This is a genomic window from Nocardia cerradoensis NBRC 101014 (genome assembly GCF_000308535.1).
Classification (GTDB): domain Bacteria; phylum Actinomycetota; class Actinomycetes; order Mycobacteriales; family Mycobacteriaceae; genus Nocardia; species Nocardia cerradoensis.
In genome coordinates this window covers 20,615-45,374 of record NZ_BAFW01000238.1, presented here as the reverse complement: position 1 = coordinate 45,374, position 24,760 = coordinate 20,615, and the positions used below count along the sequence as shown (strand labels likewise).

The window sequence follows — 24,760 nt, the reverse complement described above, 5'->3', positions numbered from 1 at the left end:
CGTCTGCGCGTTTTTAAGGGCGTTGACGATCGCCCACTCGTGCGCGGCGGCATCCGTCTTGATCTCGGTGGTCTTCGCCGTGTACTCGATGTCGTTGAGTTTGTCGCGGTGCTGGTCGAGCCAGTCGAGCCGCTTCTGCGGATTCACCGTGCCGTCGGGATTCACTTCGAACGCCGGCATCACGCTGGGGGCGGGTACGAAGGTCGCCTGATCGCGCATCTGCAGCACCGCGAGCTTGGCGTTCTTCAGATTCTCGACCTGCTGGTTCAGCGCCGTCTGCAATCCCAGAACCGCCTGGCTCACCGTGGAAGCCCGGCTTTTCTCCACCTGCATCCGGCCGTCGGCGGCCTGGGCGGCGCCGCCGCCCCATTTCTGGTCCTGACCGAGTTTCTGTGTGCTGTTCACGGCGGCGACGACGGCCTGATCGAGGTCCCCGGAGAGTTTGCCGACGGCGGTCGCGGCGGTGCCCAGCTTGTCCGGGTCCCATTTCTCGACGTCGGGGATGGTCAATGCCGCGCCGCTCATGCGCGGATACCGATCTTGTTCAGATCGTCGCGCAGCTGCTGGTCGGTATCGATGATGACCTTGCCGGCCTGTTCGACGGTGTCGGCGATATGCGTTACGCGCGAACCGATTCGCTTCAACGCGTTCTCGACCGAATCCTTGGCGCCGGTGCAGGCCGCGTCCCAGCCGGTGCCCGGGAGCGCACCGGCGGCGCCGGCCAGACCGGAGTCGAGTTTGCCGATGGCGTCGGACTCGTCACGCAGGGTTTTCGCGAAACTTTGCAGGGCCGCGGGATCGATCTTCATCGCGTTCGCGGGTGGATCGTTGGGACCGGCCATGAGAAATCCCCCTCTTCGCTCAGTTCAGCGGGCCCAAGCGTAGCAAATCGGGGACCTGTGGACAGGGGTGTGCGAAGACCGGTTAACTTGTGGGAAAGCAGCCGCGGACAGAGAGGTCGTTTCATGCGCGCAGCCCAGGTGAGCAAGCTCGAGGGGCCCGAATCCATCGAGGTCGTGGACATCCCCGAACCGGCGGAATTCCCCGGTGGAGTGGTGATCGACGTCCATGCCGCCGGGGTGGCGTTCCCGGATGTGCTGATGACCCGGGGTCTCTATCAGATGAAACCCGAACTGCCGTTCGTGGTCGGCGGCGAGGTGGCCGGGGTCGTGCGCTCGGCGCCCGAGGATGCCCGGGTTCGGGCGGGCGACCGGGTGGTGGCGCTGACCATGCTGGGTAACGCGGTCGCCGAAACCGCGGTGACCGCCAAGGAGATGGTGTTCCGGCTGCCGGACAACATCTCCCTCGAAGCGGGTGCGGGCATCCTGTTCAACGATCTGACCGTGCACTTCTGCCTGCGCAACCGGGGCCGGTTGGCCGAGGGCGAGACCGTGCTCGTGCACGGCGCCGCCGGCGGTATCGGCACCTCCACCCTGCGCATGGCGAAGGCGCTGGGCGCGGGCCGGGTGATCGCCGTGGTGAGTACCGAGGAGAAGGCCGAGGTCGCGCGTGCCAACGGCGCGTCCGATGTGGTACTCACCGACGGCCGTAGCGACGGGCCCGGAGGCGGCAGCCTGCGTAACCACGGAGGGACCCGCGAAGGCCGCGATCAGCAGGGCTGGCTGGCCGCGGTGAAGGAACTGACCGGCGGGCGGGGCGTCGACATCGTGCTCGATCCGGTCGGCGGCGACCGGTTCACCGACAGCATTCGCTCGCTGGCTCCGGCCGGGCGGTTGCTCGTGGTCGGCTTCACCGCCGGCGAAATCCCCACCGTCAAGGTGAATCGCTTGCTGCTCAAGAACGTCGAGGTGATCGGCGCGGCCTGGGGCGAATGGGTGATGACCCATCCGGGCTATCTGCAGGAGCAGTGGGACGAGGTGGCACCGCTGCTGGAATCGGGCAAGATCGCGGCGCCGCAGCCCGTGCTGTATCCGCTGACGGAGACCGCGGCCGCCGTCGCCGCGCTCGACAACCGTTCGGCGAAGGGCAAAGTCGTCGTCACCGTGCGCTGAGCGGCCCTCGTCCGGCAGGCGTTCGATGTCGGTGCCGGGCCGTAGGGTGAGCGCATCATGAAACTGTCCGATCGGATTCTGAATCGCACCCTGCTGGCCCGGCAGCACCTGCTGCGGCGGTCGCCGGTGCCGGTCCCGCAGCTGTGTGAACATCTGGTCGGGCTGCAGGCCCAGGACGTGACGCCGCCGTACGTCGGATTGTGGAGCCGGATCAGCGATTTCGACCCGGCGGCGGTCTCCGCCGGCCTCGAAGATCGTTCGCTGGTGCGAATCACGTTGATGCGCGCGACTATTCACCTGGTCACGGCGGCGGACGCACTGCGCATCGCGCCGCATATCCAGCCGGAACTGGAGAAGATCCCGTTCCGCAAGGGCTTCTTCTACGGCGCGATGGTCGGGCTCGACCCCGAGGAGGTTCGCGCCCGGGGCGAGAAGGTGCTGGGGGCGCAGCCGATGTCGTCGGCAGAGTTGCGGGCCCGCGCCGTCGAGGAATACCCGGACCGCGAGCCCACGGCCGTGACGCAGACCTGGCTCTATCAGCTTCCGGTGCTGCAGACCCCGCCGCGCGGGTTGTGGCGGAACAACAGCCGTCCGGTGTGGTCGCGCATCGAACCGTGGCTGGACGCACCCCTCGACGACGCATATCCGGTGCAGGAGTTGGTCGTTCGCTATCTGCGCGCCTTCGGCCCGGCGACCACGATGGATGTGCAGACCTGGTCGCGGCTGCTCGGTATCAAGGAAATACTGGCGGCACTGGGCGACCGGGTGCGCACCTATGCCGACGAACGCGGCCGTGTTCTCTACGACGCCGCCGACGCCGAACTCGCCGATCCCGATCTGCCCGCACCCGTCCGGCTGCTGGGCTGGTACGACAATGTGCTGCTGTCACATCGGGATCGCAGCCGGATCATTCCCGGGAACGCCCCGCTGCCCCTGCACCATATGGCCACCCAGGTGTGTCCGGTGCTGGTCGACGGGTTTCACGCCGGCGTCTACAAGATCTTCGCCGACAAGTCGGTGGCCCGGTTGCGCATCGCCCCGAGCCGGGAATGGTCGGCGCGGGAAGCGGCCGAGGTCGAAGCGGAAGCCCGCGCCCTGCTGGGTTTCCTGGAACCGAACGCCCAACCCGAAGTCGAAATCCTCGCGCCCGGAGCGAATCTCAAAACCGGGAAGTAGCCACGCGCCGCCGGTGCGCGCTCAGTGCGTCGAATTCCGGTATGCCGGAGCCTTGCTCGTCCCCGCCGGAGTGAGCGTGCGCAGCAGCGGCAGCGTGCGCTGGGCGACCACCGTCGACAGCACGATCACACTGTGCGACCGCACCACCGCGGCACTGCGGTCGATACTCAGCAGCACCGCCTGCAGGCCCGCATGCGAATCGGCGCCGATGCGGCACAGGACATCGCTGGAACCGGTGGTCGCATAGGCCTCGAGCACGCCGGGGATGGCCTCCAGATCGGTGGTCACCGCATCGAGTGCGCCCTGAGCGATCTCCAGACTCACGAAGGCCTGTACGTCGAATCCTGCGGCGGTGACGTCGACCTGCGGATCGTAGGAGGCGATGACGCCGGCCTCCTCCATACGCGCGATGCGCGACTGGACGGTCGCCCGGGCCACCCGGGTGCGTCGTGACAATTCGAGGACGCCCGCCTTCTGGTAGTCGTGCATGGCGGTGAGGATCGCCAGATCCAGTTCGTCCAGTTTGGCGTGGGTGCGCGTCATCGTCGTCTCCTGTACTCGGCCCGGCGGCCCACGGGCAGGGCCGTGGCGCAGCTATTCAAATTGTCCAGCACTCGTCGCTTTATGGTGACCAATTGCGCCAGGGTGTCTACCGGAAAACCTCGATATTGCCCAGAACCACGGCGCGGAGATTATCTGGACGCATGACGATCGAGGACCTCTACCGCGACACCCGGCCCGCGGTGCCGGGCGATGCGGAGCTGTGCCGGCTGGTCGGTCTGGTCGACCACGATCCCGGTGCCGATCCCTTCCCCGTCCTCGGCTGGGACGCGCTGGTGTGGGTGGTCGGCAACGCGACCCAGTTCACGCACTATCTGCAGGCGTTCGGGATGGTGCTGGAGGCCTATTCCGGACCGGAGACCGGCAATCGCGACCACAAGTCCTTCGTATTGCGCAGCGGCAGTGCGCGATTCGTGGTCTGCGGGGCGGTGGATCCGGCCAGTCCGCTGGTCGCCCACCACGACCGGCACGGCGACGGCATCGTCGACATAGCGCTCGAGGTGCCCGATGTGGACCGCTGCATCGCCCACGCCCGTCGCCACGGCGCGCGGATCCTGGTCGAGCCGCACGACACATCGGACGAATTCGGCGCGGTCCGCACGGCTGCCCTGGCCACCTACGGCGAAACCCGCCACACCCTCGTCGACCGGTCGCGCTATCACGGTCCGTATCTGCCGGGATATATCGCACGCCGGTCGGGTTATCAGCCGCGGGCGCCGCATCGGCTGTTCCAGGCCGTGGACCATGTCGTGGGCAATGTGGAGCTCGGGCGGATGGACGAGTGGGTGGAGTTCTATCGCCGCGTCATGGGCTTCACCGATATGGCCGAATTCGTCGGCGACGATATCGCGACCGAATATTCGGCGCTGATGAGCAAGGTCGTGGCCAACGGCAACCACCGCGTGAAATTCCCGCTGAACGAACCGGCGGCCGGGCGCAAACGCTCACAGATCGACGAATATCTGGAGTTCTACGGCGGCCCGGGTGTCCAGCACATCGCCCTGGCCACCGGCGACATCCTGAGCACCGTCGATGCCCTGCGTCGCGAAGGCATCGAATTCCTCGACACCCCGGACGCCTATTACGAGGATCCCGAACTGCGCGCCCGCATCGGCCACGTCCGGGTGCCGGTGCGGCACCTGCAGTCGCGCGGCATTCTCGTCGACCGCGACGAGGACGGCTACCTGCTGCAGATCTTCTGCAAACCCCTCACCGACCGCCCGACCGTATTCTTCGAATTGATCGAGCGGCACGGCTCGCTGGGCTTCGGAAAGGGGAATTTCCGGGCCCTGTTCCAGGCGATCGAGCGGGAGCAGCACGCGCGCGGAAATCTGTGACCGAACCTCCTCACGCGGCGTCGGGCAGTGCGCGCAGCCGCGCCTTGACGTCGAGGCGCCGTCGTGACCGCACCGTGTACAACCCCAGCGCGGCTATGATCGCCCATTGCACCGGGTTCATCAGCGCCACGGATGCCGATACCGGCAGGGAATAGATCAGCAGGAGCCGCACCACCGCGTCGACCGCGAGTCCGGCGCTCCACACCGCCGTGGCGGCCGTGAACGTGCGACGGACGTCGGAGTCGTTGTGCCACAACACTTCCCAGCGTGCGGCGGAATCCGGCCCGAGTGCGTGCATGCGCTGCGAGACCGCGAACATCGCCGGCCGGCCCAGCACGCAACTGCCCGCCAGCAGCACGCTGATCACCGCCGAGGTGATCGGATCTTTGGCCAGCATCATCCGCTCGTCACCGCCCAGTACGGCCAGGACGAGACCCAGCGCGTTGAGCAAGAAGACGAATACGGCGACGCCGTCGGCCCGGCGGCGCGCCGCGGCGATCCCGAGCGCCCAAATGCCCGCGACGACCGTCGAACACACCAGCGCGCGATAGCTGGTGCAGCCTGCCGCGATCAGCAGATAGTAGGTCGCGGGCGACAGCCCGATATCGGCTGCGAGTCCCAGCATCCGCCGCGCCCGGCGTAAGCGGCTCCCGGTGCCGTCGAGAGTGCATGTGGCGGTGTCGGTCATCGAAATCTCCCCTGCGAGTACTGGACGTTACGTCGTTGCCACGCTAGGGATTTCGGGCCGGCGCGCGCCTCGGCCGGAAGATGGAGCGCGGGATCTCCACCTACGGGTGGAGCGACCGCGGCCGCATCTCGGCCCGGCGATCCTTCCGGCGACGATCCGGCCGCGCCTACCGTTGTGGTACCGGCGGAATGTCACCAGGAGGGTCATGCGAGAGGGGTTGCGGGAGTTCGGGCGAAGGCTGGTCGGCAACGATCCCGACGCCAGCCCGCTGATGCGTGTCATCGGCGCGACGTTGCTGGCCGCCAATCTGGTGTTCGACCATCGCGATCCGGTGCCGGCGTGGCTGTGGGCGGTGCTGGTGGCCGCCTACGCCGGGTGGCTCGTGTTCGCGGTGGTCGAATCCCGGTATCCGCGGATGGCCACGCTCGCGTTGACCTGGTGCGCGCTGCTGAGCGCGGCGGTCGTCGGACCGGCCCCCGACATCTCCGCGTTCATCATGCTGTGCGCGGCGGCCAGTGTGCTCGCCCAGCAGTTCCGGACCGGCACGCGAATCATCCTGCTGGGCTTCGCGGCCGAGGTCGCGGTCCTTATCATCGGTTGCGCGGTGGCAGGCAAGGACATCGGCGATACGCTCACCTATGTCGGCGTGCTCGTCATTCTGTTGCTGCTCGGGTTGTATCGGCGCCTGCATCGACTGCGCGTCCGCCAGACCCGGCTGCTGCTCGAACAGACGCGGCGCGCGCAGGACGAACACGCCCGGGCGGCCGCGCTGGACGAACGCGCGCGGATCGCGCGAGAGTTGCACGATGTCCTGGCGCATTCGCTCGGTGCGCTGAGTATGCAGTTGGAGGTCGCGGAGCTGCTGCTCGCCGAAAGAGGCGATATACCGGGCGCATTGGCGCATGTGCGGCGCTCGCACCGGCTCGCCCGCGACGGATTGATCGAGGCGCGCGGTGCGGTGGCCGCGCTGCGCGGCGACGTACCACCGCTGCCCGATGCCGTGCGTGAACTGGTCGAGAGCTATCGCCGCGATCACCGGATGACGGTGGAGCTGCGCTGCGACGGTCCCGCCCGGCCGGTGGATTCGGGTGCCGCGGTCTCGCTGGTGCGCACTCTGCGCGAGGCGCTGACGAACGCCGCCAAGCACGCACCGGGACGGCCGGTGCGCGTCGCGCTCGTCTTCACGGCCGGTGATGTCCGACTGTCGGTGCGAAACACGCTCGCGGAAAGGCGAACTCGAGATCCGCTGCCCGGCGGGTACGGTCTGACCGGGATGCGTGAGCGGATCGCATTGGCCGGGGGCGCACTGTCGTCCGGTGTGGCCGACGGCGAATGGGTTGTGACGGCGGAGGTTCCGATTGAGTGAGCGCCGGGAGCCGCTGCGGGTGCTGGTGGTCGACGACCAGCAGGTGATGCGTGAGGGTCTGGTCGCACTGCTGGGACTGGTCGACGAGGTGAGCGTGGTCGGCGCCGCGGCGGACGGGGAACAGGCACTGCGGGCGGTGGCGGAGACCGATCCGGATGTGGTGCTCATGGATCTGCGGATGCCCGTGCTGGACGGCGTCGAGGCGACCCGCCGGATCGCGGCCGACCATCCCGGGACCGCGGTGCTGGTGCTGACCACCTACGCCGACGACGCCTCGATCGTGAGCGCGCTGCGCGCGGGCGCGCGCGGCTACCTCACCAAGGACGCCGGCCGGGTGGAGATCGTCGCCGCCCTCCGCGCCGCGGCGGCCGGGCAGTCCACCTTCGACGCCACGGTGTCCCAGCGGCTGGTGGACGCGTTGATCGGTGAATCTCCCCGATCCGAGGCGGTGTCCGCCCCCGCTACGCCGAATCCCGACGGCCTCACCGCGCGCGAGACGGAGGTCGTCGCGCTGATCGCACGCGGACTGAGCAACGCCGAGATAGCCGCCCACCTGTTCGTGTCGCCGGCGACGGTGAAGACCCACATCAACAACGCCTTCGCCAAGATCGGCGCCCGCAACCGCGCCGACGCCGTCCGCTACGGCTACCGTCACGGCCTGGCCGACCCGACCGCCGAGTAGCCGGGTCGGCGCAGCGGACAGCACCCGCGCCGCCGATAACATAGAGTGCCCATCATGCGATTGACGGCGGCGATTGTCACCGGGACGGCTCTCGCGGCGCTGCTGGCGGGCTGCGGGTCGGGGGATGATTCGGGCAGCGACTCTCCGTCGGTCCGCCCGCCCGCGAAGGTGGCGGCGCTGGGTCCGTTTGTGGGGGAGTGCGGGCATGTCACCGATGACGAGGTCCGGAATCTGGGTGGGCTCGGTCAGATCTCGCAGGTGTTCAAGAATTCGGTCGGCTGCAATTGGCAGGCGGGCGGAATCGGCGGTCCGAGTGTGACGTTCGCGTCCTATCGGGGCAGTCCGATCGGGCGGGAGAAGGCGTGGGTCACCGCGCAGGGCCGCAATCCGGAGTCGATCGAGGTCGGTGGCCATCAGGGTTTCCAGGACGCGAGCCAGGACGGCACCATCTGTGATTTCGCCGTGCAGCTCGGCGACGACTTCTTCGAATGGTCGACCTCGGCCGGCGCGTTCGGGCAGATGTCGGCGACGCCGTGCGACAAGAACCGCAAACTGGCCGAACTGACCGTGCAGCGTCTGAAGTGAGGGCGGCTGAAATGAGCAACGGCATGCGTGATCGGGGCCGCGTGCGCCGCGGTGTGCGGGCGGGCGGAATCGCGGTCCTCGCGCTCACGGTCGGGGTGACGGTCGGCGGCTGCGGCCGCACGGTGTCGGGGACCGCGTTGCCGGCGGGTAGCGGCGGCGGGGTCAACATGAATTTCGACAAGTTGCTGCGCGAATGCGAGGTCGTCAAGCAGGACGACATCGCCAAGGCGACCGGCGCCCAGGACGCACAGGGGTCGTTCAACGGCGCGGTGTGCATGTGGGATCTGTCGGGGACGGCCGGCGGCAACGGTATGGCCACGCTGAACTGGTACGAGATGGGTTCGCTGCCGAACGAGAAGGCCAACAACGATCGGCTCGGCTACACCACCACGGATGTGAACGTGCAGGGCCGGCGCTCGCTGCAGGTGCAGCGGCCGGGCGATCCGGATTCGTGCGGCGTGATGGCGCCGGCCGCGGACACCGGGATCATCGGCTGGTGGGTGAACTACCGGCCGGGTGGTCATCCCGATCCGTGTGCCGGGGCGAAGAAGCTGGCCGAGTTGACCCTGAATCTGGCGCGCTGAGGCGAGCGCACCCCGGATGCGCCGGCCGGCGGACCTCGAGAGATAGTGAAATCGCATAGTCGGTGGTGGGCCGGGGCCCGCGGACCCCACTTTTGCTCCCCGCCGCGCCGACGGGTATCGTGGATCGCTGTGCCCGGAAGCGTGCGGGCAGGTTTGTGCGTAGAACGTAAGCCAGCGAGAGCGGCCGACCGTTTCAGCGTGCCCGGAAAAGTAGGCATGTACTGCGCGCGACACGCCCGACCTCGGGGCGCGTGGAAACGCGATCCGGGCAAGTGGTGACAGCTCTATGACGGCGGCGTGAACTCCGGGAAATCGGGGCAACGCCGCCGACAAACAGACATCGAAGAGTTCCAGACACCTGGTTACTGAATAAGGAAAGCCGGTATATGCCAACCATCAACCAGCTGGTCCGCAAGGGTCGTCGCGACAAGGTCGCCAAGACCAAGACTGCGGCCCTGAAGGGGAGCCCGCAGCGTCGTGGCGTGTGCACCCGCGTGTACACCACGACCCCGAAGAAGCCGAACTCCGCGCTGCGTAAGGTCGCGCGTGTTCGCCTGACCAGCGCGGTCGAGGTCACGGCTTACATCCCGGGCGAGGGCCACAACCTGCAGGAGCACTCGATGGTGCTCGTTCGCGGTGGTCGTGTGAAGGACCTCCCCGGTGTGCGCTACAAGATCATCCGCGGCTCGCTCGACACCCAGGGTGTGAAGAACCGCAAGCAGGCCCGCAGCCGCTACGGCGCCAAGAAGGAGAAGAGCTGATATGCCACGCAAGGGCCCCGCACCCAAGCGTCCGCTGATCAACGATCCGGTCTACGGATCGCCGCTGGTCACTCAGCTGGTCAACAAGATCCTGCTGGACGGCAAGAAGTCGACCGCCGAGCGCATCGTCTACGGTGCCCTCGAGCAGGCGCGCGAGAAGACCGGCACCGATCCGGTCGTGACCCTCAAGCGCGCGCTCGACAACGTGAAGCCCGCCCTCGAGGTGAAGCCGCGTCGTGTCGGTGGCGCCACCTACCAGGTTCCGGTCGAGGTTCGTCCGGGTCGCGCCAACACCCTGGCGCTGCGCTGGCTGGTCAACTACTCGCGCGCGCGTCGTGAGAAGACCATGATCGAGCGTCTGGCCAACGAGCTGCTGGATGCGAGCAACGGTCTGGGCGCTTCGGTGAAGCGTCGCGAGGACACCCACAAGATGGCCGAGTCCAACCGGGCGTTCGCGCACTACCGCTGGTGATTGGTCACCCGGTCCGCCGGTGAAGGAACGGCGCCGGGAGGCGAGTCACAGTCGGGTGCGGCACGTGCTCTCAGCAGGGCACTTATCAGCCGCACCCGACGTTGACATAGTGAAGGCCAGGGGCCCGCATCGCGGCGGAACCGCCCGGGCCGTTCCCGAAAATACCGACTAGCTGATCGCTAACAGAGCAGAGCGGGGAAGATTTCCGTGGCACAGGACGTGCTCACCGACCTCAACAAGGTCCGCAATATCGGCATCATGGCGCACATCGATGCCGGCAAGACGACCACGACCGAACGAATCCTGTTCTACACCGGTGTGAACTACAAGATCGGTGAGACCCACGACGGTGCGTCGACCACCGACTGGATGGAGCAGGAGCAGGAACGCGGCATCACCATCACCTCCGCGGCGGTGACGTGTTTCTGGAACCAGAACCAGATCAACATCATCGACACCCCCGGCCACGTCGACTTCACCGTCGAGGTGGAGCGTTCGCTGCGTGTGCTCGACGGTGCCGTCGCGGTGTTCGACGGTAAAGAGGGCGTCGAGCCGCAGTCGGAGCAGGTCTGGCGTCAGGCCGACAAGTACGACGTGCCGCGCATCTGCTTCGTCAACAAGATGGACAAGCTGGGCGCCGACTTCTACTTCACCGTCCAGACCATCAAGGACCGTCTCGGTGCGAAGCCGCTGGTCATCCAGCTGCCGATCGGCGCGGAGGACACCTTCGAGGGCATCGTCGACCTGGTCGAGATGAACGCCAAGGTGTGGACCGGCGAGACCAAGCTCGGTGAGAAGTACGAGGTCACCGAGATCCCGGCCGACCTGAAGGAGAAGGCCGAGCAGTACCGCCAGGAGCTGCTCGAGACCGTCGCCGAGTCGGACGAGGCGCTGCTGGAGAAGTTCTTCGGTGGCGAGGAGCTCTCGATCGACGAGATCAAGGGCGCCATCCGGAAGCTGACCGTCGCCTCGGAGCTGTACCCGGTGCTGTGTGGTTCGGCGTTCAAGAACAAGGGCGTGCAGCCCATGCTCGACGCCGTCGTCGACTACCTGCCCTCGCCGCTGGACGTCGAGAACGTGGAAGGCCACGTGCCCGGCAAGGAAGACGAGGTCATCACTCGTAAGCCGAGTGCCGACGAGCCCTTCGCCGCGCTGGCGTTCAAGATCGCCGTGCACCCGTTCTTCGGCAAGCTGACCTACGTCCGCGTGTACTCGGGCAAGGTCGACTCCGGCGCTCAGGTCATCAACTCGACCAAGAGCAAGAAGGAGCGTCTGGGCAAGCTGTTCCAGATGCACTCCAACAAGGAGAACCCGGTTCCCTCGGCGTCGGCCGGCCACATCTACGCGGTCATCGGCCTGAAGGACACCACCACGGGTGACACCCTGTGCGATCCGCAGAACCAGATCGTGCTGGAGTCCATGACCTTCCCGGACCCGGTCATCGAGGTCTCGATCGAGCCCAAGACCAAGTCCGACCAGGAGAAGCTGGGCACCGCGATCCAGAAGCTGGCCGAAGAGGACCCGACCTTCTCCGTGAAGCTGGATGCCGAAACCGGCCAGACCGTCATCGGCGGTATGGGCGAGCTGCACCTCGACATCCTCGTCGACCGGATGAAGCGCGAGTTCAAGGTCGAGGCCAACGTCGGTAAGCCGCAGGTCGCGTACCGCGAGACGATCACCAAGCCGGTCGAGAAGCTCGAGTACACGCACAAGAAGCAGACCGGTGGTTCGGGCCAGTTCGCCCGCGTCATCATCGGCCTGGAGCCCTTCACCGGCGAGGACGGCGCGACCTACGAGTTCGAGAACAAGGTCACCGGTGGCCGCGTTCCGCGCGAGTACATCCCGTCGGTGGACGCCGGCATCCAGGACTCCATGCAGTACGGTGTCCTCGCCGGTTACCCGCTGGTCAACCTGAAGGCCACCCTGCTCGACGGCGCCTACCACGAGGTCGACTCCTCGGAAATGGCGTTCAAGATCGCGGGTTCGATGGCGCTGAAGGAAGCGGCCCGTAAGGCCGGTCCGGTGATCCTCGAGCCGCTCATGGCTGTCGAGGTCATCACGCCCGAGGACTACATGGGCGATGTGATCGGCGACCTGAACTCCCGCCGTGGCCAGATCCAGGCCATGGAGGAACGCAGTGGTGCCCGTGTCGTCAAGGCGCTGGTTCCGCTCTCGGAGATGTTCGGTTACATCGGTGACCTGCGGTCGAAGACCCAGGGCCGGGCGAACTACTCCATGGTGTTCGATTCGTACGCGGAGGTTCCGGCCAACGTGGCGAAGGAGATCATCGCCAAGGCGACCGGCGAGTAATCGCAGTCGGGGCGGGTTTGCGAGAATCCGCCCCGTTCGGTCGCGTACGACCCCCTGTAAGTACAAACCGCACTGCTGCACAAAAGCACGCACTAACTAGTCCAGGAGGACAACAGTGGCGAAGGCGAAGTTCGAGCGGACGAAGCCCCACGTCAACATCGGCACCATCGGTCACGTCGACCACGGCAAGACCACGCTGACCGCGGCGATCACCAAGGTGCTGGCTGACAAGTACCCGGACCTGAACCAGAGCTTTGCGTTCGACCAGATCGACAAGGCTCCGGAGGAGAAGGCTCGTGGTATCACGATCAACATCTCCCACGTCGAGTACCAGACCGAGAAGCGTCACTACGCGCACGTCGACGCCCCCGGCCACGCCGACTACATCAAGAACATGATCACCGGTGCGGCCCAGATGGACGGCGCGATCCTCGTGGTCGCCGCCACCGACGGCCCGATGCCGCAGACCCGTGAGCACGTGCTGCTCGCCCGTCAGGTCGGTGTGCCCTACATCCTGGTCGCGCTGAACAAGTCGGACATGGTCGACGACGAGGAAATCCTCGAGCTCGTCGAGATGGAGGTCCGCGAGCTGCTGGCCGCCCAGGAGTTCGACGAGGACGCCCCCGTCGTCCGCGTCTCCGGCCTGAAGGCCCTCGAGGGTGACGAGAAGTGGGTCGAGTCGGTCGTCGAGCTGATGAACGCTGTCGACGAGTCCATCCCGGACCCGGTTCGTGAGACCGACAAGCCGTTCCTGATGCCGATCGAGGATGTTTTCACCATCACCGGTCGTGGCACCGTGGTCACCGGTCGTGTCGAGCGTGGCGTGATCAACGTCAACGAAGAGGTCGAGATCGTGGGTATCCGCGAGAAGACCCAGAAGACCACCATCACCGGCATCGAGATGTTCCGCAAGCTGCTGGACCAGGGCCAGGCGGGCGACAACGTCGGTCTGCTGGTTCGCGGTCTGAAGCGTGACGACGTCGAGCGTGGTCAGGTCGTCGTCAAGCCGGGCACCACCACCCCGCACACCGAGTTCGAGGGCCAGGCGTACATCCTGTCGAAGGACGAGGGTGGCCGTCACACCCCGTTCTTCAACAACTACCGCCCGCAGTTCTACTTCCGCACCACCGACGTGACCGGCGTCGTGACCCTCCCCGAGGGCACCGAGATGGTCATGCCGGGCGACAACACCGAGATGAGCGTCAAGCTGATCCAGCCGGTCGCCATGGAAGAGGGCCTGCGTTTCGCGATCCGCGAGGGTGGCCGCACCGTCGGCGCCGGCCGCGTCACCAAGGTCATCAAGTGACCCTGTGAGGCAACGCCGTCACGACACGTGACAGCATGAAAAGGGCCGTTCCCCTTGGGGGACGGCCCTTTTCGCGTTCTCAGTTCTCGGTGGCGGCCAGGAGGGCTTCGGCGAATTCGCGCATCTGATCGGCGCCGCCGAACCAGGTGGTGACGAGTTCGACTGCGGCGGTGCGGGTTCGGTGGGCGGCGGTGATGAGTCCGTTGAGGTCGACGTCGCCGGCCTCGGCGTTGCGAGCCACGTTCTCCAGGGTGTGGCTGGCCAGCAGTAGCTGCATCACCAGGCCGACGTCGATGGCCGGGGGTTCGCCGGTGGTTTCGGCTCGGCGGCGGGCCGCGCGCCGGGAGGTCGGGGGCACTCCGGTGCGGGACGCGATGTCGGTCGGTGTGTCACCGGAGTGGTGATCGTCGGTGGCGCGACGATTTCGGCGGCCGCCGGTACCCGCTGCCGGTTCGGCGTGAGCGGCGTCGTTTGCCGAATCGTGCGATGTGGCAACCGCTTCCGCCGACTCGGTCGCCGGCTGGTCGTCGGTTCCGGTTTCCTCCGCGGGCGACCGGTGCCGGCTGGTCGGAACGTATTCCGCCGCGGGGGCCTGCGCTGCGCGTCGTCGAAGGATGTCGGTATCGGACTGTTCGAGGAGGGTGCTCGCCGAGGCGGAGCGCAGTCCCACCGTCGCCCCGTTGCGGGTGGGGAGCGGGCGCGACGTGGCGTCGGTGCTCTCCGCGCGGCCGCGAATCGCCGGCAGCGTGTCGGTGTTCTGCCAGGATTGCGGGTCTTCGGAGTCGGGTCGGTCCGTACCGTCTGCCGGGCCGGAATGGGCCGGGCCGGTTGGTTCGGCGTGGTCGGTCCGGGCCGGCTCGTTCGAATGCCGATGCGGAAGCCGCGCCGCGGCAGGCGACTTCTCGTCCTCCTCGGTCGTGGCGTTCGTTGTCGGATTCGTTTCGGCGACAGGATGTTCGGCGGCGATTCGCGCGCTGTCGGCGCGCGTGCCGGGTGGGGTGTGGTCGCCGTCGGTCACCGATTCCGTCGCGGTGGCGGACCGACGGGCGTGGTCACCCGGCTGTCCGGCCGGCGGTGTCGCTGCGGGGAGCGCGGGCGCGGGATCGGCGTCGCCGCCGGGTGATGTCGCGCGCCCGGTCGCCGATGCGCCATCGTTCGTCGTGGTGCCGCGGGCCTCGGCGTCGGCCGGCGTGGCCGTGGTGGCCGGCGGCTCCGTGCTCGCGGGGCGTGCGGTGCCGTGCTGCCCCTCGCCCGCGGGCTCGGCTGCCGGGGATGCGGTGATCTCACCGGAGAGCCGGGATGCGGTGGTATTCGCGGCGGGCTGCTCGTTGTCGCGTGCCCGCCGGGCCGCCCGAGGAATGGGGCGGCGGGTGGCTTCCGGGCTCGCCGATGCCGCAGCGGATTCCGTTCCGGCATCCGCCGATTCGGCCCGGGCGATGCCGTGGGCGGGAGTGGGGAGTCGCGTCGGCAGTTTCGGCGGAGCCGCGACGGATGCGGTGGACAAGGCATCCGATCCGGCCGCATCGGCCCGACGCGGCTCCGGCGCCTCGGCAGGAGACGCCTCGGCAGGAGACGCCTCGGCGGGCTGGGGCTCGGCGCTCCGGGAGCGACTCTGCCGCCCGGGATCGATGCCCAGACTCTCCGCGATGCGGCGGACCGTGTCCTCCGGATCCTGAGATCCGGCATCGAGTTCGTCTGCCCACCTTGCCTTTTCCGGCGCCGCTCGCTCGATGCCGCCGGGTGGGGTGGACGAACCCAGGACCCCGGATCTCGGATCCACCGGGGGCGTCTCCGCCGCGCTCACCGCGAAGCTGGAAGTCGGAGCTGATTCGTCGGTGTCCGCGGCGGGATGGTCCTGCCCCGCACCCCGCTCGTAATCCGCATCGAACGGCGAGGCGAACATACTGCGCTGCGCGGGTTCCCGGGCGGGCAGCGCGGGTTCCCGGGTGGGCAGCGGCGGGATGGCGGTGCGGGCCGACGTGTCGCGGACCGGCAGCGGCGGTGCGGCAGGAGGGGTGGGAACCGCGCTGCCGCTGAGGTAGTCGGGTGAATAGGACGGCACGTCGGTCGGCGAGGATCCCGGGGGCGGCCCGAACACGCTCTCGCCCGATCCGGAGTCACCGAATTCGGCACTGTCCCAGCGCAGTCCGAACTTCTCGGCGCCGCCGTGCGCGGGTCCGCCGCTGCCCCCCTGCTGACCCGGCTCCTCCTCGGAGCGGGTCAGTCGGTGCCCCTCTCGTGCAGTATGGGGTTCTCCGAAACGGGCATTGGCGGGATCCGTCATACACCCCATTCTTATCGCTCGCCTTTCCGGGTGCGAGTTCGCGGGGTGTGCGAGGGCTCCCGCCACCGTTGCGCCGCAGCTCAATCCGTCCGTTTCTCGAGTTCGGTGCCGCGGCGCAGGGTGAGCGACATCAGTTCGCTCGGCTCGTCCACTTCGATTCGATGCCAGCGCCCGCGCGGCACGATGAACGCCTGTCCGGTGCGCAGGGATACCGAGGCCGCCGGGGCGCCGCTCTCGCGCAGATATATCCGTATCCCGCCCGAGAGCACCGCGACCAGTTCCTCTCCGCTCGGATGCATTTCCCAGTGATCACCGTGGACGTCGGCGTCGGTGGCCACCCGGAAGGCGGCCAGGGTCCATCCCTCCACCTCTCCGGACATGCGGCGTTGTTCATCGAAAACCCTGCCGTCGGGCAGCATTCGGATGCCGCGTGCGAACAGATCGACGGGTGCGAGTGACATGGTGTTTCCTTTCATTCGGCCACGACCGGAGCCGGGGCGGGCAGGGGTGTGGAGGTGGATCGGCCGGCGGTCCGGCGCGGCATGACGACCGCAGCGACGACCCCGGCACCGAGGAGCAGGACCGCGCCGATCGCCAGCCCGGTCGCATATCCCGCGGTGACGGCCTCGGGCGTCTGCGCCGATCCGGTGCGTTGTGCGGCCACCGAGGCGAGGGCGGCCAATCCGATCGCACCGCCGATCTGGCGGGCACTGTTCATCAACCCGGACGCCATGCCGGCCTCCGCGGGGGCGACGCCGGTGGTCGCCGCGGCGGCGAGCGGCGCCAGGCACAGGCCGAAACCGATACTGGTGACGAGCGAGGGACCCAGTACCGCGGTGGCGAAGTCGCCATCGGCGTCCAGCAGCGCGAACCATCCGAGGCCGGCGGCGGCGAACAGCGATCCGGAGATCAGCAGGGTGCGCGGCGAACGCCGGTGGCCGAGCCGAGTCGCGACCACGGTCCCGGCGACGACCCCGGCGGAGAACGGGACGAAGGCCAGACCGGTTGCCGCCGCGGACATTCCGAGCGACTGCTGCATGTAGAGCGAGACGAAGTAGAAGGCCGCGAACTGTCCCGCCGCGGCCAGAGCGACGAACAGATCCGCCCCGGCGACCCACCGGTTGCGCAGCAGCGACAGCCGTATCAGCGGCACCGAGGCCCGCCGTTCGAACCATACGAAGGCCGCCAGGAGTAGCAGTGCGGCGACGACCGTCCCCACGGTCGCCGTCGAGAACCACCCGTAGCGATCGGTACGGACGACGGCGAGAACGAGCAATCCGGCGCCGCCGGTCGCGGTGAGCGCCCCGGCGATGTCGAGCGGCGGGCGCATCCCGTCGCGGCGGTCGGCGGGGATGCCGAAGAGGCCGAGTCCCAGCACGAGCGCGGCGATCGGCAGATTGACGAGCATCACCCACCGCCATCCGGCGTACTCGGTGAGGACGCCGCCCAGCAGTACGCCCAGCGCGCCACCGGCGCCGTTCGCCGCACTCCACAGTCCGAAGGCGCGCACCCGTGCCGGGCCGTGCGGGAACAGGACGGTCAGCATCGCGAGGGTGGCCGGTGCGACGGCCGCGGCCGCCACACCCTGGACCGCGCGCGCGGCGATCAGTTGCCACGGATGCTGGGCCAGCCCGCCGGCCAGCGAGGCGAGGGCGAATCCGCAGAGCCCGAGCGTGAACAGTAGCCGGCGGCCGAACAGATCGCCGGCCCGCCCGCCCAGGAGGAGGAATCCGCCGAAGGTCAGGGCGTAGACGTGCACCACCCACGACAGATCGATCGGTGCGAAGCCCAGCTCACGGCGAACGGCGGGCAGCGCCACGTTCACCACCGCCATATCCAGCGCAATCATCAACTGCGCCATCGTGATCGCCGCCAGAGCGAGGGTCGGCGAGTACTTTCTATACATGTATAAAAAGTAACCGACCGCACTGCTCGCTGTCGAGACCTCGTGCCAAGATGGCCGGGTGAGCACCCGAACCGGACGTCCGCCGCGGCTGTCGCGCGCGCAGATCGTGGCCGCCGCGCGCGAACTGATCGAGACCCACGGCGTGCAGGCGCTGACCATGCGGCGCCTGGCCACCGAACTCGGCGCGACGCCGATGGCGCTCTACCATCACGTACCGGACAAGGACGCGTTACTGCTGCTCCTGCTCGACGAGGTGGCCGCGGCTGCGGTACGTCCGCGACTACCGCAGGATCCGCGGGAACGCCTGATCGTCGCGGCCCGCGCGATGCACGACGTCCTGGCGCCCGTTCCGTGGATCACCGAGGTGCTGACCGCCGACGACCTGCTCTCCCCGGCCGCACTCTGGTATCCCGAGGCGATTCTGGACGCGGCGATGGACGCCGGGCTGGATGCCGACCGGGCGGTGCACGCCTACCGGACCGTCTGGTACTACACGGCTGGGGAAATTCTCATTCGCGCCGCCGCGCGGCGGCGTCGCGACGACGACCGGCCGGTGTTCCGGGAGCGCGTCTTCGCCGATATCGATCCCGAGCAGTTCCCGCGCCTGGCGGCCGTGGCCGACCGGTGGGGCGCGCTCACCGCGGCGGATACCTACGAACAGGGATTGCGGGCGCTGGTCGACGGCCTGCTGCCGGATCGCTGAGCGGGCGACGCCGGCTCAGCCCAGGCTGCTCATACCGGCCGCGACGACCCGGGAGAGATTCGTGATCTCCTCGGCGCCGGCGAGAGTCAATCCGTCGAGTGCGTGCAATCGGTCGGTGCTCGCGATGGTGAGCATGGCCGATACCCATGCGGCCGCGCAGGCGCGCAGGGTCCCGGGCTGGACCTGCCCGGGCGCGCTCGCCTGCAGTACCCGGGCGGTGACGTCGAGGAGTTGATCGCGCATGCGGCGCACCTGTTTCCGCACATCAGGATGCGTATCGGCCTCGCGCCACATGATCACCCGCAGCACCGAGGAGTGGTGGTCGCGCAGATTCAGCGCCGCGTCGAGGTTCACCAGGCTGGTCGCCGGATCGCCGGGCCTGACCACCGCGGCGATGTCGTCGATCGGAGGTGCAGGAACCCGCTCGGCCATCAGCGCCGAGAGGATCGAGTCCTTGGTGGGGAAGTAGTAGAAGACCAGTCCCTTCGGAACGCCGGCCGCGGCGGCTATGGCAGCCGTCGCGGTCGCGTCGAATCCGTGTGCCGCGAACAGGCTTTCGGCGGCATCCAGAATCAGAGCACGGGCGTCGCCGTCGACCTTCCGGCTGCGGCGGCGCCCCGCTCGATGGGGTGTGGGCCTCTGCATCAGTGAGCAGTATGCATCCGTGCCGAGACCTGCGGAAGGGCGGCGAGGGCCACCACGACGGTCAGCACACCGACGATCCACGCCGTCCACGACGCCGCGCTGAAGCCGCTGTAATTCATCACCCACGGTGAGATGAACAGCAGAACGCCGAACAGGCCCATGGCGTAATCGGTTCCGGCGATTCCCGGACGGGTGAACTGGACTACGCCGGTCAGGGCGATCAGCACGCCGAGCACGATCAGGGTCCACATGGCGCGGTTGCTGTGGTCGGTCCAGATGGGGGACAGGGCGGTGTAGACGCCCAGTGCCACGGCCACGAAACTCAGGGTGCGGTTTTCGGTGAGCATGGAGGCCTCCTCGGGGGCGGAATTGTGTTCTGATCTCGGTATAACTCTGATTGACCGCCCGATCAATACTTCGCCCGGAAAATTCCTTCACTTACGTCGGATATGGCGCCCGTCACGACATTCTAGAACGTGTTCTAGTTTATGGTGAATTGGTGCAGCAATACGTGCCGGCAGTGGGAACCGAGCCAGGAGGGCGGCGATGACAGCCCCGATCGTGATCATCGGCGCCGGTCTGGCAGGCCTGCGCACCGCGGAGGAATTGCGCCGCGCCGGATACGAGGGCGGACTGATCCTCGTGGGTGACGAACAGCGCCTGCCCTATGATCGGCCGCCGCTGTCCAAGCAGTTCGTGCGCGGCGAGACCGAGGATACGACCCTGCGCCCGGCCGAATTCTTCGCGGAGAAGAACATCGAGCTGCGACTCGGACTGGCCGCGACCGGAGTCGACACCGCGGCGCGCACCGTGACCTTCGACGACGGTTCCGTGCTCGAGTACGGACAGCTGATCATCGCAACGGGCCTGCGTCCCAAGCGGATTCCGGGTTTGCCCGAGGCCGCCGGCGTCCACGTCCTGCGCCGGCACGAGGATGCCGCGGCACTGCGCGACGGCCTGGCCACCGCACGACGGGCGCTGGTGGTCGGCGCGGGCTTCATCGGCTGCGAGCTGGCGGCGAGCTTCCGTTCCCGCGGCGTCGACGTCGTGCTGGTGGAACCGCAGCCCACTCCGCTGGCCGCCGCGCTGGGTGAGACGGTCGGGCGCCTGGTCGGCCGGATGCACCGCGACGAGGGCGTGGACCTGCGCTGCGGTGTCGGACTGAGCTCGCTGCAGGTCGAAGACGGCGCGGTCACCGGGGCCACGCTCGCCGACGGCAGTACGGTCGCCGCCGATCTGGTCGTCATCGGCGTCGGCTCCGCGCCGATAACGGAGTGGCTGGCCGGATCCGGCATCCCGCTGGCGGAACCGCAGGCGGGCGGAGGTGTCCTCGCCGACGAGGTGGGGCGCACCTCGGTCGAGGGCGTGTGGGCGGTCGGCGACGTCGCGGCGTGGCGCCACGACAACGGCCGGCACAAGCGTGTGGAGCACTGGACCAACGCCGGTGAACAGGCCAGACTCCTGACGACCGCCCTGCTCGGTGGTGACGTCCCCGCAGCCGCCCGGGTGCCGTACGTGTGGAGTGACCAGTACGACCTGAAGATTCAGGTGCTCGGCACGCCGGCGGGCGCCGACGAGATCCGGGTGATCGAAGACGACGGCCGCAAATTCCTGGCGCACTACTTCGACGGCGGGGTCCTGACCGCCGTGGTCGGTGGCGGACGCACCGCGCAGGTCATGAAGATGCGCGCCGAACTCGCCGCCAACGCCCGGTCCGCCGCACCCCTGAGCTGAACGCTCAGGTCCGGGTCGGACCGAAAAGGCGCATGCTCGGTGCCTGCGGTGCTGCCGGTGCCTGTGGTGCCTGCAGTGTGCCTGCGATGCTCGCGCTGCTGCCGGTGCGCGCTGCTCGCGCTGCTGCGGTGCTGCCGGTGCCTGCGGTGCCCGCGCTGTCTGCGGTGCTGCCGGTGTCTGTGGTGCCTGCGGTGCTCGCGCGGCGGGCGGTGCCCGCGCTGCTCGCGCTGCCGGCGGTACTCGCGCTGCTGCGGTGCTGCCGGTCCCGTCGGCCCGCGGTGCTGCCGGCTTGCGGTGCTTTCGGTCCCAACGGTGCTTTCACGCCACGGTGGGGCGGATGCTGCCGGTGCCCCTGTACGCCGGGTGTGGGCGGTAAGCCACCGGTGCGCGGAACAGCGGCGACCGATATCCCGGTCGGGCGCAAGGGTGCGTGGCGACGCTAATACAGTGGCTGCGTGATCGTTGCGCTCATCGATTCGGGACTGGGGTTGCTGCCGACGGGGGCGTGGCTGCGCAAGTTGCGTCCCGACCTCGATCTGCTGCTGCAACTGGATCCCGATGGTGCGCCGTGGGGTCCCAAACCCGAGCAGTGGGTGATCGATCGGGTGCTCGATGCGGCCCGCCGATCGTTGCGGCTCGGCGCGGAGGCCATTGTGCTGCCGTGCAATACCGCCAGCGTCACCGCGCTCGAGCAGGTGCGGGCCGAGGTCGGGCCCGAGGTGCCGGTGATCGGTACCGTCCCCGCGATCAAACCCGCCGCCGCGGCCTGCGCGTCGGTCGCCGTGTGGGCGACCGCGGCCACCACCGCGAGCCGCTACCAGGCCGATCTCATCGCCCGCTTCGGCGGTGAGGCAGATGTGACGGGTGTGGCGTGCCACGGCCTCGCGGACGCCATCGACCGCGGGGATCTCCCGGCCGTCGAGCACGCCATCGCCCGCGCCGCCGAGCAGACCCCCGCCGGCACCGAGGCGATCGTGCTGGGCTGCACCCACTATCCGCTGGTCCTCGAGTCCATCGTGGCCGCACTGCCCCCCGGCGTCCGGCTGTTCGACAGCGCGGAAGCCGTTGCGGGCCAGACACTTCGACGCATCGACGCGCTGGGCCGGCCGACCGCAGGAACCGGCACGGTGACCGTCTACAACAGCGGCCGCGCCGGTGAACTGCCCGCGAGTGCGGCGGCCTTCGAATCGGGCCGGGTGCTCGGGGCGGTCGATACCGCCTGCCCCACGGTCTAGTTTCGCGAGGGCACCGAGCGGACCGTGTTGAACCGGTCACGATTCCGCCTGTGTCTCCCGTCGGCCGCGCCGTGCCGAAGCCGGTGGTGCCGGACGAATCCTGTTCCGGGACATCTTCTTTCGACGCCTCCGCGCCACCGCCGCGCGGAACCGGAGAAGAGGCTGTGACCTGCGCCCCAGCCACTCGTGGGAGGTCTGGTGGTCCGGGACCGGGCGCGGTTCTACCGTGAATTTCCGCAGACGTACAGCGCGGTCGTCGACGCATTTCCGCACCCACCCCCTACCGGGCCGGCCGCCACGGCGCCGGCGCATCGGTAACAGACAGACCCGGAGTTATGGCTACCCGAACGCCTTGGAGCGATGTTCATCCCGGAACCGGCGACACCGAATCGTCGTACCGCCCACTACCGCCGCCGAGTGGTCGACGTCCGGTGTGGGGATACCTCTGCGGTGCCGGGTTGAGTGCCACGACTCTCGTTCTGTTGTTCCAGCCCTGGCTGTCCGCCTCGGGGCCGGGTGGGTCGATCCGGTCGGATGCCTTCGGCCGGCTGGCCGGCACCGAATCCCAGCAGGACTGGGGAGGCGCGGGTCTGCGCAACACCGAGATCAGCGGCACATGGGCGGTGTTGACCTGTGTCGCGATCCTTTCGACGATCTTCGCCGCGGCGGCATATCTGCGGACTCGCGCCGCGATCTTCTCCACGGCCGCCGCGGTCGCGGGGAGTGGCGTGGCGCTGTTCGTCCTCGCGGACGTGCTGTACCTCGACAACAAGGAAGCCGAGCTGCGGGCGGCGGTCGCGGACGACAGCAGTTTCTCCGGCATCCTCCGCGGTCTCTTCGGCGGTGCCCACGTCGCGCACCAGCTGGCGGGTGCCCACCTCGACATCGCCGCGATGCTCGCCGGAATCACCGCATTCGGCGCCGCGGCATGCCTGCTGACCAACCATCTGCGCGAAACGCCGATTGCCCGCACCGTCTCCCGGCCGATGACCACTCTCGTCGAAGCCGCGCGTATCTCGGCGCCGACCGCCCGGCCCCAGCAACGGATGCACACACCGCCTGCCCCGCCCATTGCGCCCCACCCGATACCGGCCGCACCTCACCTGGCACCGGCCGCATCTCACCCGGCCCCGGCCGCAACCGGCGTGGCAGCGGCCGCACCCCAGCCGGCGTCGATCGCGCAGCAGCCGGCACCGACCCCGTCCCACCCGGCGGCACCGCAACCGGTGCCGACCGCACCACTCTCGGTGTCGGCCGCCGCTCGCGTGGTCCCGCTCGCGCCCCAGCCGATCTCGGCGGCACCGCAGCTGGTGCCGGACACGCCGGCCGCATCTCACCCGGCCCCGGCCGCAGGGCAACTCGCGCCGAGTGCTGCCCACGCCGCACCGGACGAAGCGACCCCACCGGCGCCTGTCGTCGAATTCGCGGATATCACCGCCGAGCGGCACGAGCCCGCACCGAGCGCCGCCGAGCTCCCGCCGTTCCCGGCGCGCAAACAACCGAGCTGGCGCATCGTCATTCCCGCGGGAGCGGTGGCCGCACACGCCCCGGCGCGGGCGGAGCGCACCTTCGCCAGGTGATGCCCGGCGCGGACCGGCCGGACGCGATGTCATCGAGGATCGGGTGCGCGGTGAGCGATACTGCCGTACATGACATCCGCGCCGACCGCCGCCGATGTGGCACGTGCCATGGACGAACTGGGTGATCCCGCGCGCGCCGTCGAGTTGCGGCGGTTCTTCAAAACCGGGCCCGGGGACTACGGCGAGGGCGATGTCTTCATCGGGGTTCCCGTGCCGCAGACCCGCAAGGTGGCGAAAGCATTTTCCGCCCTGCCGATTTCGGAGATAGCTGAACTTTTGCGGAGTCCGGTGCACGAGCATCGCCTCGCGGCGCTGGTGATCGCGAACAATGCGATGGCGAAGGCGGGGAAACCGCGCACGTACGACGCTGCGGCACAACAGGAAATCGTCGACATGTATCTGGCGGCGGTGCGCGGCGGGCGCGTGAACAATTGGGATCTGGTCGACGTATCGGCCGAGAACATCCTGGGTCCGTGGCTGTCGGGACGGCCGCGCGATCTGCTCGACGAATTGGCACAGTCGGATTCGCTGTGGGAACGCCGGGTCGCGCTGCTGACGACCTTCGCGTTCATCAAGGCCGGCGACGCCTCGACCACGTTCGAACTGTGCGAACGGCTGCTCGACGATCGGCGTGACCTGATTCAGAAGGCGGTCGGCTGGATGCTGCGGGAAGTCGGCAAACGGGTGGATCGCGCGCTGCTCACCGATTTCCTGGACCGTCGTGCACACGATATGGGCCGCACGGCGCTCAGCTACGCCACCGAACATCTGGAACCCGAGGCGCGCGCGGCCTATCGGGCGCAACGGCAGTCGCCGTAGGCCGGCTCGCCGTG

The 24,760-nt window shown here is 68.5% G+C and carries 25 protein-coding genes and 1 pseudogene; 17 read left to right on the top strand and 9 right to left on the bottom strand.

Going from position 1 to position 24,760, the window contains the following annotated elements; genetic code table 11:
* A pseudogene (locus ON23_RS24490) lies at positions 1-525 on the bottom strand (transglycosylase SLT domain-containing protein); the annotation flags it as partial.
* Positions 522-842, bottom strand: coding sequence for a hypothetical protein (locus tag ON23_RS24485; protein WP_051043262.1), 321 nt, complete (start codon positions 840-842; stop codon positions 522-524). The gene ON23_RS24485 and the pseudogene ON23_RS24490, both read right to left, overlap by 4 nt.
* A gap of 123 nt (positions 843-965) precedes the next feature.
* Between ON23_RS24485 and ON23_RS24480 the strand changes: the two genes are divergently transcribed.
* Positions 966-2,012 carry an NADPH:quinone oxidoreductase family protein gene (locus tag ON23_RS24480; protein ID WP_039781062.1) on the top strand — a complete coding sequence of 349 codons (1,047 nt, stop codon included), beginning with the start codon at positions 966-968 and terminating at the stop codon, positions 2,010-2,012.
* Between the two features lie 57 nt (positions 2,013-2,069).
* Positions 2,070-3,188: a winged helix DNA-binding domain-containing protein gene (locus tag ON23_RS24475; protein WP_039781060.1), complete on the top strand. Its 1,119-nt coding sequence runs from the start codon at positions 2,070-2,072 to the stop codon at positions 3,186-3,188.
* Between the two features lie 21 nt (positions 3,189-3,209).
* Here ON23_RS24475 and ON23_RS24470 read toward each other — a convergent pair whose 3' ends face one another.
* Positions 3,210-3,731 (bottom strand): Lrp/AsnC family transcriptional regulator, encoded by a 522-nt coding sequence (locus ON23_RS24470; protein ID WP_039781058.1) that lies wholly within the window; start codon positions 3,729-3,731, stop codon positions 3,210-3,212.
* Between the two features lie 161 nt (positions 3,732-3,892).
* Between ON23_RS24470 and hppD the strand changes: the two genes are divergently transcribed.
* The gene (hppD, locus tag ON23_RS24465) at positions 3,893-5,086 is read left to right on the top strand and encodes a 4-hydroxyphenylpyruvate dioxygenase (protein ID WP_039781057.1); all 1,194 of its coding nucleotides are present in this window, start codon (positions 3,893-3,895) and stop codon (positions 5,084-5,086) included.
* 10 nt (positions 5,087-5,096) lie between these two features.
* Here hppD and ON23_RS24460 read toward each other — a convergent pair whose 3' ends face one another.
* Entirely contained in the window at positions 5,097-5,774 is a 678-nt protein-coding gene (locus tag ON23_RS24460) for a VC0807 family protein (protein WP_157170284.1), read from the bottom strand.
* A 205-nt stretch (positions 5,775-5,979) separates the two neighbouring features.
* Between ON23_RS24460 and ON23_RS24455 the strand changes: the two genes are divergently transcribed.
* The 8 genes from ON23_RS24455 to tuf all read left to right on the top strand — a co-directional run bounded on the left by ON23_RS24455 (position 5,980) and on the right by tuf (position 13,840).
* Positions 5,980-7,140 carry a sensor histidine kinase gene (locus ON23_RS24455; protein ID WP_051043260.1) on the top strand — a complete coding sequence of 387 codons (1,161 nt, stop codon included), beginning with the start codon at positions 5,980-5,982 and terminating at the stop codon, positions 7,138-7,140.
* A complete protein-coding gene (locus ON23_RS24450; RefSeq protein WP_083904211.1) occupies positions 7,133-7,822 on the top strand; it encodes a response regulator transcription factor in 690 nt (229 codons plus the stop codon). Before ON23_RS24455 ends, ON23_RS24450 begins: the two co-directional genes overlap by 8 nt.
* A 54-nt stretch (positions 7,823-7,876) precedes the next feature.
* Positions 7,877-8,407, top strand: coding sequence for a DUF3558 domain-containing protein (locus ON23_RS24445; RefSeq protein WP_039781054.1), 531 nt, complete (start codon positions 7,877-7,879; stop codon positions 8,405-8,407).
* Positions 8,408-8,430: 23 nt separating this feature from the next.
* Complete coding sequence (locus ON23_RS24440; protein WP_051043264.1) at positions 8,431-8,991, top strand: DUF3558 domain-containing protein; 561 nt, start codon at positions 8,431-8,433, stop codon at positions 8,989-8,991.
* Between the two features lie 386 nt (positions 8,992-9,377).
* Positions 9,378-9,752, top strand: coding sequence for a 30S ribosomal protein S12 (gene rpsL, locus ON23_RS24435; RefSeq protein WP_014353064.1), 375 nt, complete (start codon positions 9,378-9,380; stop codon positions 9,750-9,752).
* A gap of 1 nt (position 9,753) precedes the next feature.
* Complete coding sequence (gene rpsG / locus ON23_RS24430; RefSeq protein WP_030517120.1) at positions 9,754-10,224, top strand: 30S ribosomal protein S7; 471 nt, start codon at positions 9,754-9,756, stop codon at positions 10,222-10,224.
* 207 nt (positions 10,225-10,431) lie between these two features.
* The gene (gene fusA, locus ON23_RS24425; RefSeq protein ID WP_039781052.1) at positions 10,432-12,534 is read left to right on the top strand and encodes an elongation factor G; all 2,103 of its coding nucleotides are present in this window, start codon (positions 10,432-10,434) and stop codon (positions 12,532-12,534) included.
* A gap of 115 nt (positions 12,535-12,649) precedes the next feature.
* The gene (tuf, locus tag ON23_RS24420; protein WP_036505815.1) at positions 12,650-13,840 is read left to right on the top strand and encodes an elongation factor Tu; all 1,191 of its coding nucleotides are present in this window, start codon (positions 12,650-12,652) and stop codon (positions 13,838-13,840) included.
* A 79-nt stretch (positions 13,841-13,919) separates the two neighbouring features.
* On the opposite strand, the gene ON23_RS24415 is transcribed toward tuf, so the two are convergent.
* The 3 genes from ON23_RS24415 to ON23_RS24405 form a co-directional block, all read right to left on the bottom strand.
* The gene (locus ON23_RS24415; protein ID WP_039781051.1) at positions 13,920-16,124 is read right to left on the bottom strand and encodes a hypothetical protein; all 2,205 of its coding nucleotides are present in this window, start codon (positions 16,122-16,124) and stop codon (positions 13,920-13,922) included.
* 80 nt (positions 16,125-16,204) lie between these two features.
* Positions 16,205-16,585, bottom strand: coding sequence for a cupin domain-containing protein (locus tag ON23_RS24410; protein ID WP_039781050.1), 381 nt, complete (start codon positions 16,583-16,585; stop codon positions 16,205-16,207).
* An 11-nt stretch (positions 16,586-16,596) separates the two neighbouring features.
* Complete coding sequence (locus tag ON23_RS24405) at positions 16,597-18,030, bottom strand: MFS transporter (RefSeq protein WP_039781049.1); 1,434 nt, start codon at positions 18,028-18,030, stop codon at positions 16,597-16,599.
* A 58-nt stretch (positions 18,031-18,088) separates the two neighbouring features.
* Here ON23_RS24405 and ON23_RS24400 point away from each other — a divergent pair, with 58 nt between their 5' ends.
* Complete coding sequence (locus ON23_RS24400) at positions 18,089-18,733, top strand: TetR/AcrR family transcriptional regulator (RefSeq protein WP_039781048.1); 645 nt, start codon at positions 18,089-18,091, stop codon at positions 18,731-18,733.
* Between the two features lie 15 nt (positions 18,734-18,748).
* Here ON23_RS24400 and ON23_RS24395 read toward each other — a convergent pair whose 3' ends face one another.
* Both ON23_RS24395 and ON23_RS24390 read right to left on the bottom strand, forming a co-directional pair.
* Entirely contained in the window at positions 18,749-19,378 is a 630-nt protein-coding gene (locus ON23_RS24395; RefSeq protein WP_039781047.1) for a TetR/AcrR family transcriptional regulator, read from the bottom strand.
* Positions 19,378-19,725 (bottom strand): SPW repeat protein, encoded by a 348-nt coding sequence (locus ON23_RS24390; protein ID WP_039781046.1) that lies wholly within the window; start codon positions 19,723-19,725, stop codon positions 19,378-19,380. The genes ON23_RS24395 and ON23_RS24390 overlap by 1 nt, the downstream gene beginning before the upstream one ends.
* Positions 19,726-19,924: 199 nt before the next feature.
* Here ON23_RS24390 and ON23_RS24385 point away from each other — a divergent pair, with 199 nt between their 5' ends.
* The 5 genes from ON23_RS24385 (at position 19,925) to ON23_RS24370 (ending at position 24,746) form a co-directional block, all read left to right on the top strand.
* Entirely contained in the window at positions 19,925-21,112 is a 1,188-nt protein-coding gene (locus tag ON23_RS24385; protein ID WP_039781045.1) for an NAD(P)/FAD-dependent oxidoreductase, read from the top strand.
* Positions 21,113-21,189: 77 nt separating this feature from the next.
* Positions 21,190-21,555, top strand: coding sequence for a hypothetical protein (locus ON23_RS38075; protein WP_157170283.1), 366 nt, complete (start codon positions 21,190-21,192; stop codon positions 21,553-21,555).
* A gap of 12 nt (positions 21,556-21,567) precedes the next feature.
* Entirely contained in the window at positions 21,568-22,347 is a 780-nt protein-coding gene (locus ON23_RS24380) for a glutamate racemase (protein WP_039781044.1), read from the top strand.
* Positions 22,348-22,805: 458 nt separating this feature from the next.
* Positions 22,806-23,927, top strand: a complete 1,122-nt coding sequence (locus tag ON23_RS24375; protein ID WP_157170282.1) for a hypothetical protein — start codon at positions 22,806-22,808, stop codon at positions 23,925-23,927.
* Positions 23,928-23,996: 69 nt separating this feature from the next.
* Positions 23,997-24,746 carry a DNA alkylation repair protein gene (locus ON23_RS24370; protein WP_039781042.1) on the top strand — a complete coding sequence of 250 codons (750 nt, stop codon included), beginning with the start codon at positions 23,997-23,999 and terminating at the stop codon, positions 24,744-24,746.
* Positions 24,747-24,760 lie beyond the last annotated feature (14 nt).

What these genes read in the sequence shown, in the direction of transcription:
- ON23_RS24395 (WP_039781047.1), bottom strand. Translation starts at nt 19,378, where the DNA reads ATGCAGAGGCCCACACCCCATCGAGCGGGGCGCCGCCGCAGCCGGAAG.
- ON23_RS24410 (WP_039781050.1), bottom strand. Translation starts at nt 16,585, where the DNA reads ATGTCACTCGCACCCGTCGATCTGTTCGCACGCGGCATCCGAATGCTG.
- ON23_RS24470 (WP_039781058.1), bottom strand. Translation starts at nt 3,731, where the DNA reads ATGACGCGCACCCACGCCAAACTGGACGAACTGGATCTGGCGATCCTC.
- ON23_RS24460 (WP_157170284.1), bottom strand. Translation starts at nt 5,774, where the DNA reads ATGACCGACACCGCCACATGCACTCTCGACGGCACCGGGAGCCGCTTA.
- ON23_RS24440 (WP_051043264.1), top strand. Translation starts at nt 8,431, where the DNA reads ATGCGTGATCGGGGCCGCGTGCGCCGCGGTGTGCGGGCGGGCGGAATC.
- rpsL (WP_014353064.1), top strand. Translation starts at nt 9,378, where the DNA reads ATGCCAACCATCAACCAGCTGGTCCGCAAGGGTCGTCGCGACAAGGTC.
- hppD (WP_039781057.1), top strand. Translation starts at nt 3,893, where the DNA reads ATGACGATCGAGGACCTCTACCGCGACACCCGGCCCGCGGTGCCGGGC.
- ON23_RS24445 (WP_039781054.1), top strand. Translation starts at nt 7,877, where the DNA reads ATGCGATTGACGGCGGCGATTGTCACCGGGACGGCTCTCGCGGCGCTG.
- ON23_RS24480 (WP_039781062.1), top strand. Translation starts at nt 966, where the DNA reads ATGCGCGCAGCCCAGGTGAGCAAGCTCGAGGGGCCCGAATCCATCGAG.
- ON23_RS24455 (WP_051043260.1), top strand. Translation starts at nt 5,980, where the DNA reads ATGCGAGAGGGGTTGCGGGAGTTCGGGCGAAGGCTGGTCGGCAACGAT.
- ON23_RS24405 (WP_039781049.1), bottom strand. Translation starts at nt 18,030, where the DNA reads ATGTATAGAAAGTACTCGCCGACCCTCGCTCTGGCGGCGATCACGATG.
- rpsG (WP_030517120.1), top strand. Translation starts at nt 9,754, where the DNA reads ATGCCACGCAAGGGCCCCGCACCCAAGCGTCCGCTGATCAACGATCCG.
- ON23_RS24475 (WP_039781060.1), top strand. Translation starts at nt 2,070, where the DNA reads ATGAAACTGTCCGATCGGATTCTGAATCGCACCCTGCTGGCCCGGCAG.
- ON23_RS24390 (WP_039781046.1), bottom strand. Translation starts at nt 19,725, where the DNA reads ATGCTCACCGAAAACCGCACCCTGAGTTTCGTGGCCGTGGCACTGGGC.
- ON23_RS24370 (WP_039781042.1), top strand. Translation starts at nt 23,997, where the DNA reads ATGACATCCGCGCCGACCGCCGCCGATGTGGCACGTGCCATGGACGAA.
- ON23_RS24415 (WP_039781051.1), bottom strand. Translation starts at nt 16,124, where the DNA reads ATGACGGATCCCGCCAATGCCCGTTTCGGAGAACCCCATACTGCACGA.
- ON23_RS24385 (WP_039781045.1), top strand. Translation starts at nt 19,925, where the DNA reads ATGACAGCCCCGATCGTGATCATCGGCGCCGGTCTGGCAGGCCTGCGC.
- ON23_RS24485 (WP_051043262.1), bottom strand. Translation starts at nt 842, where the DNA reads ATGGCCGGTCCCAACGATCCACCCGCGAACGCGATGAAGATCGATCCC.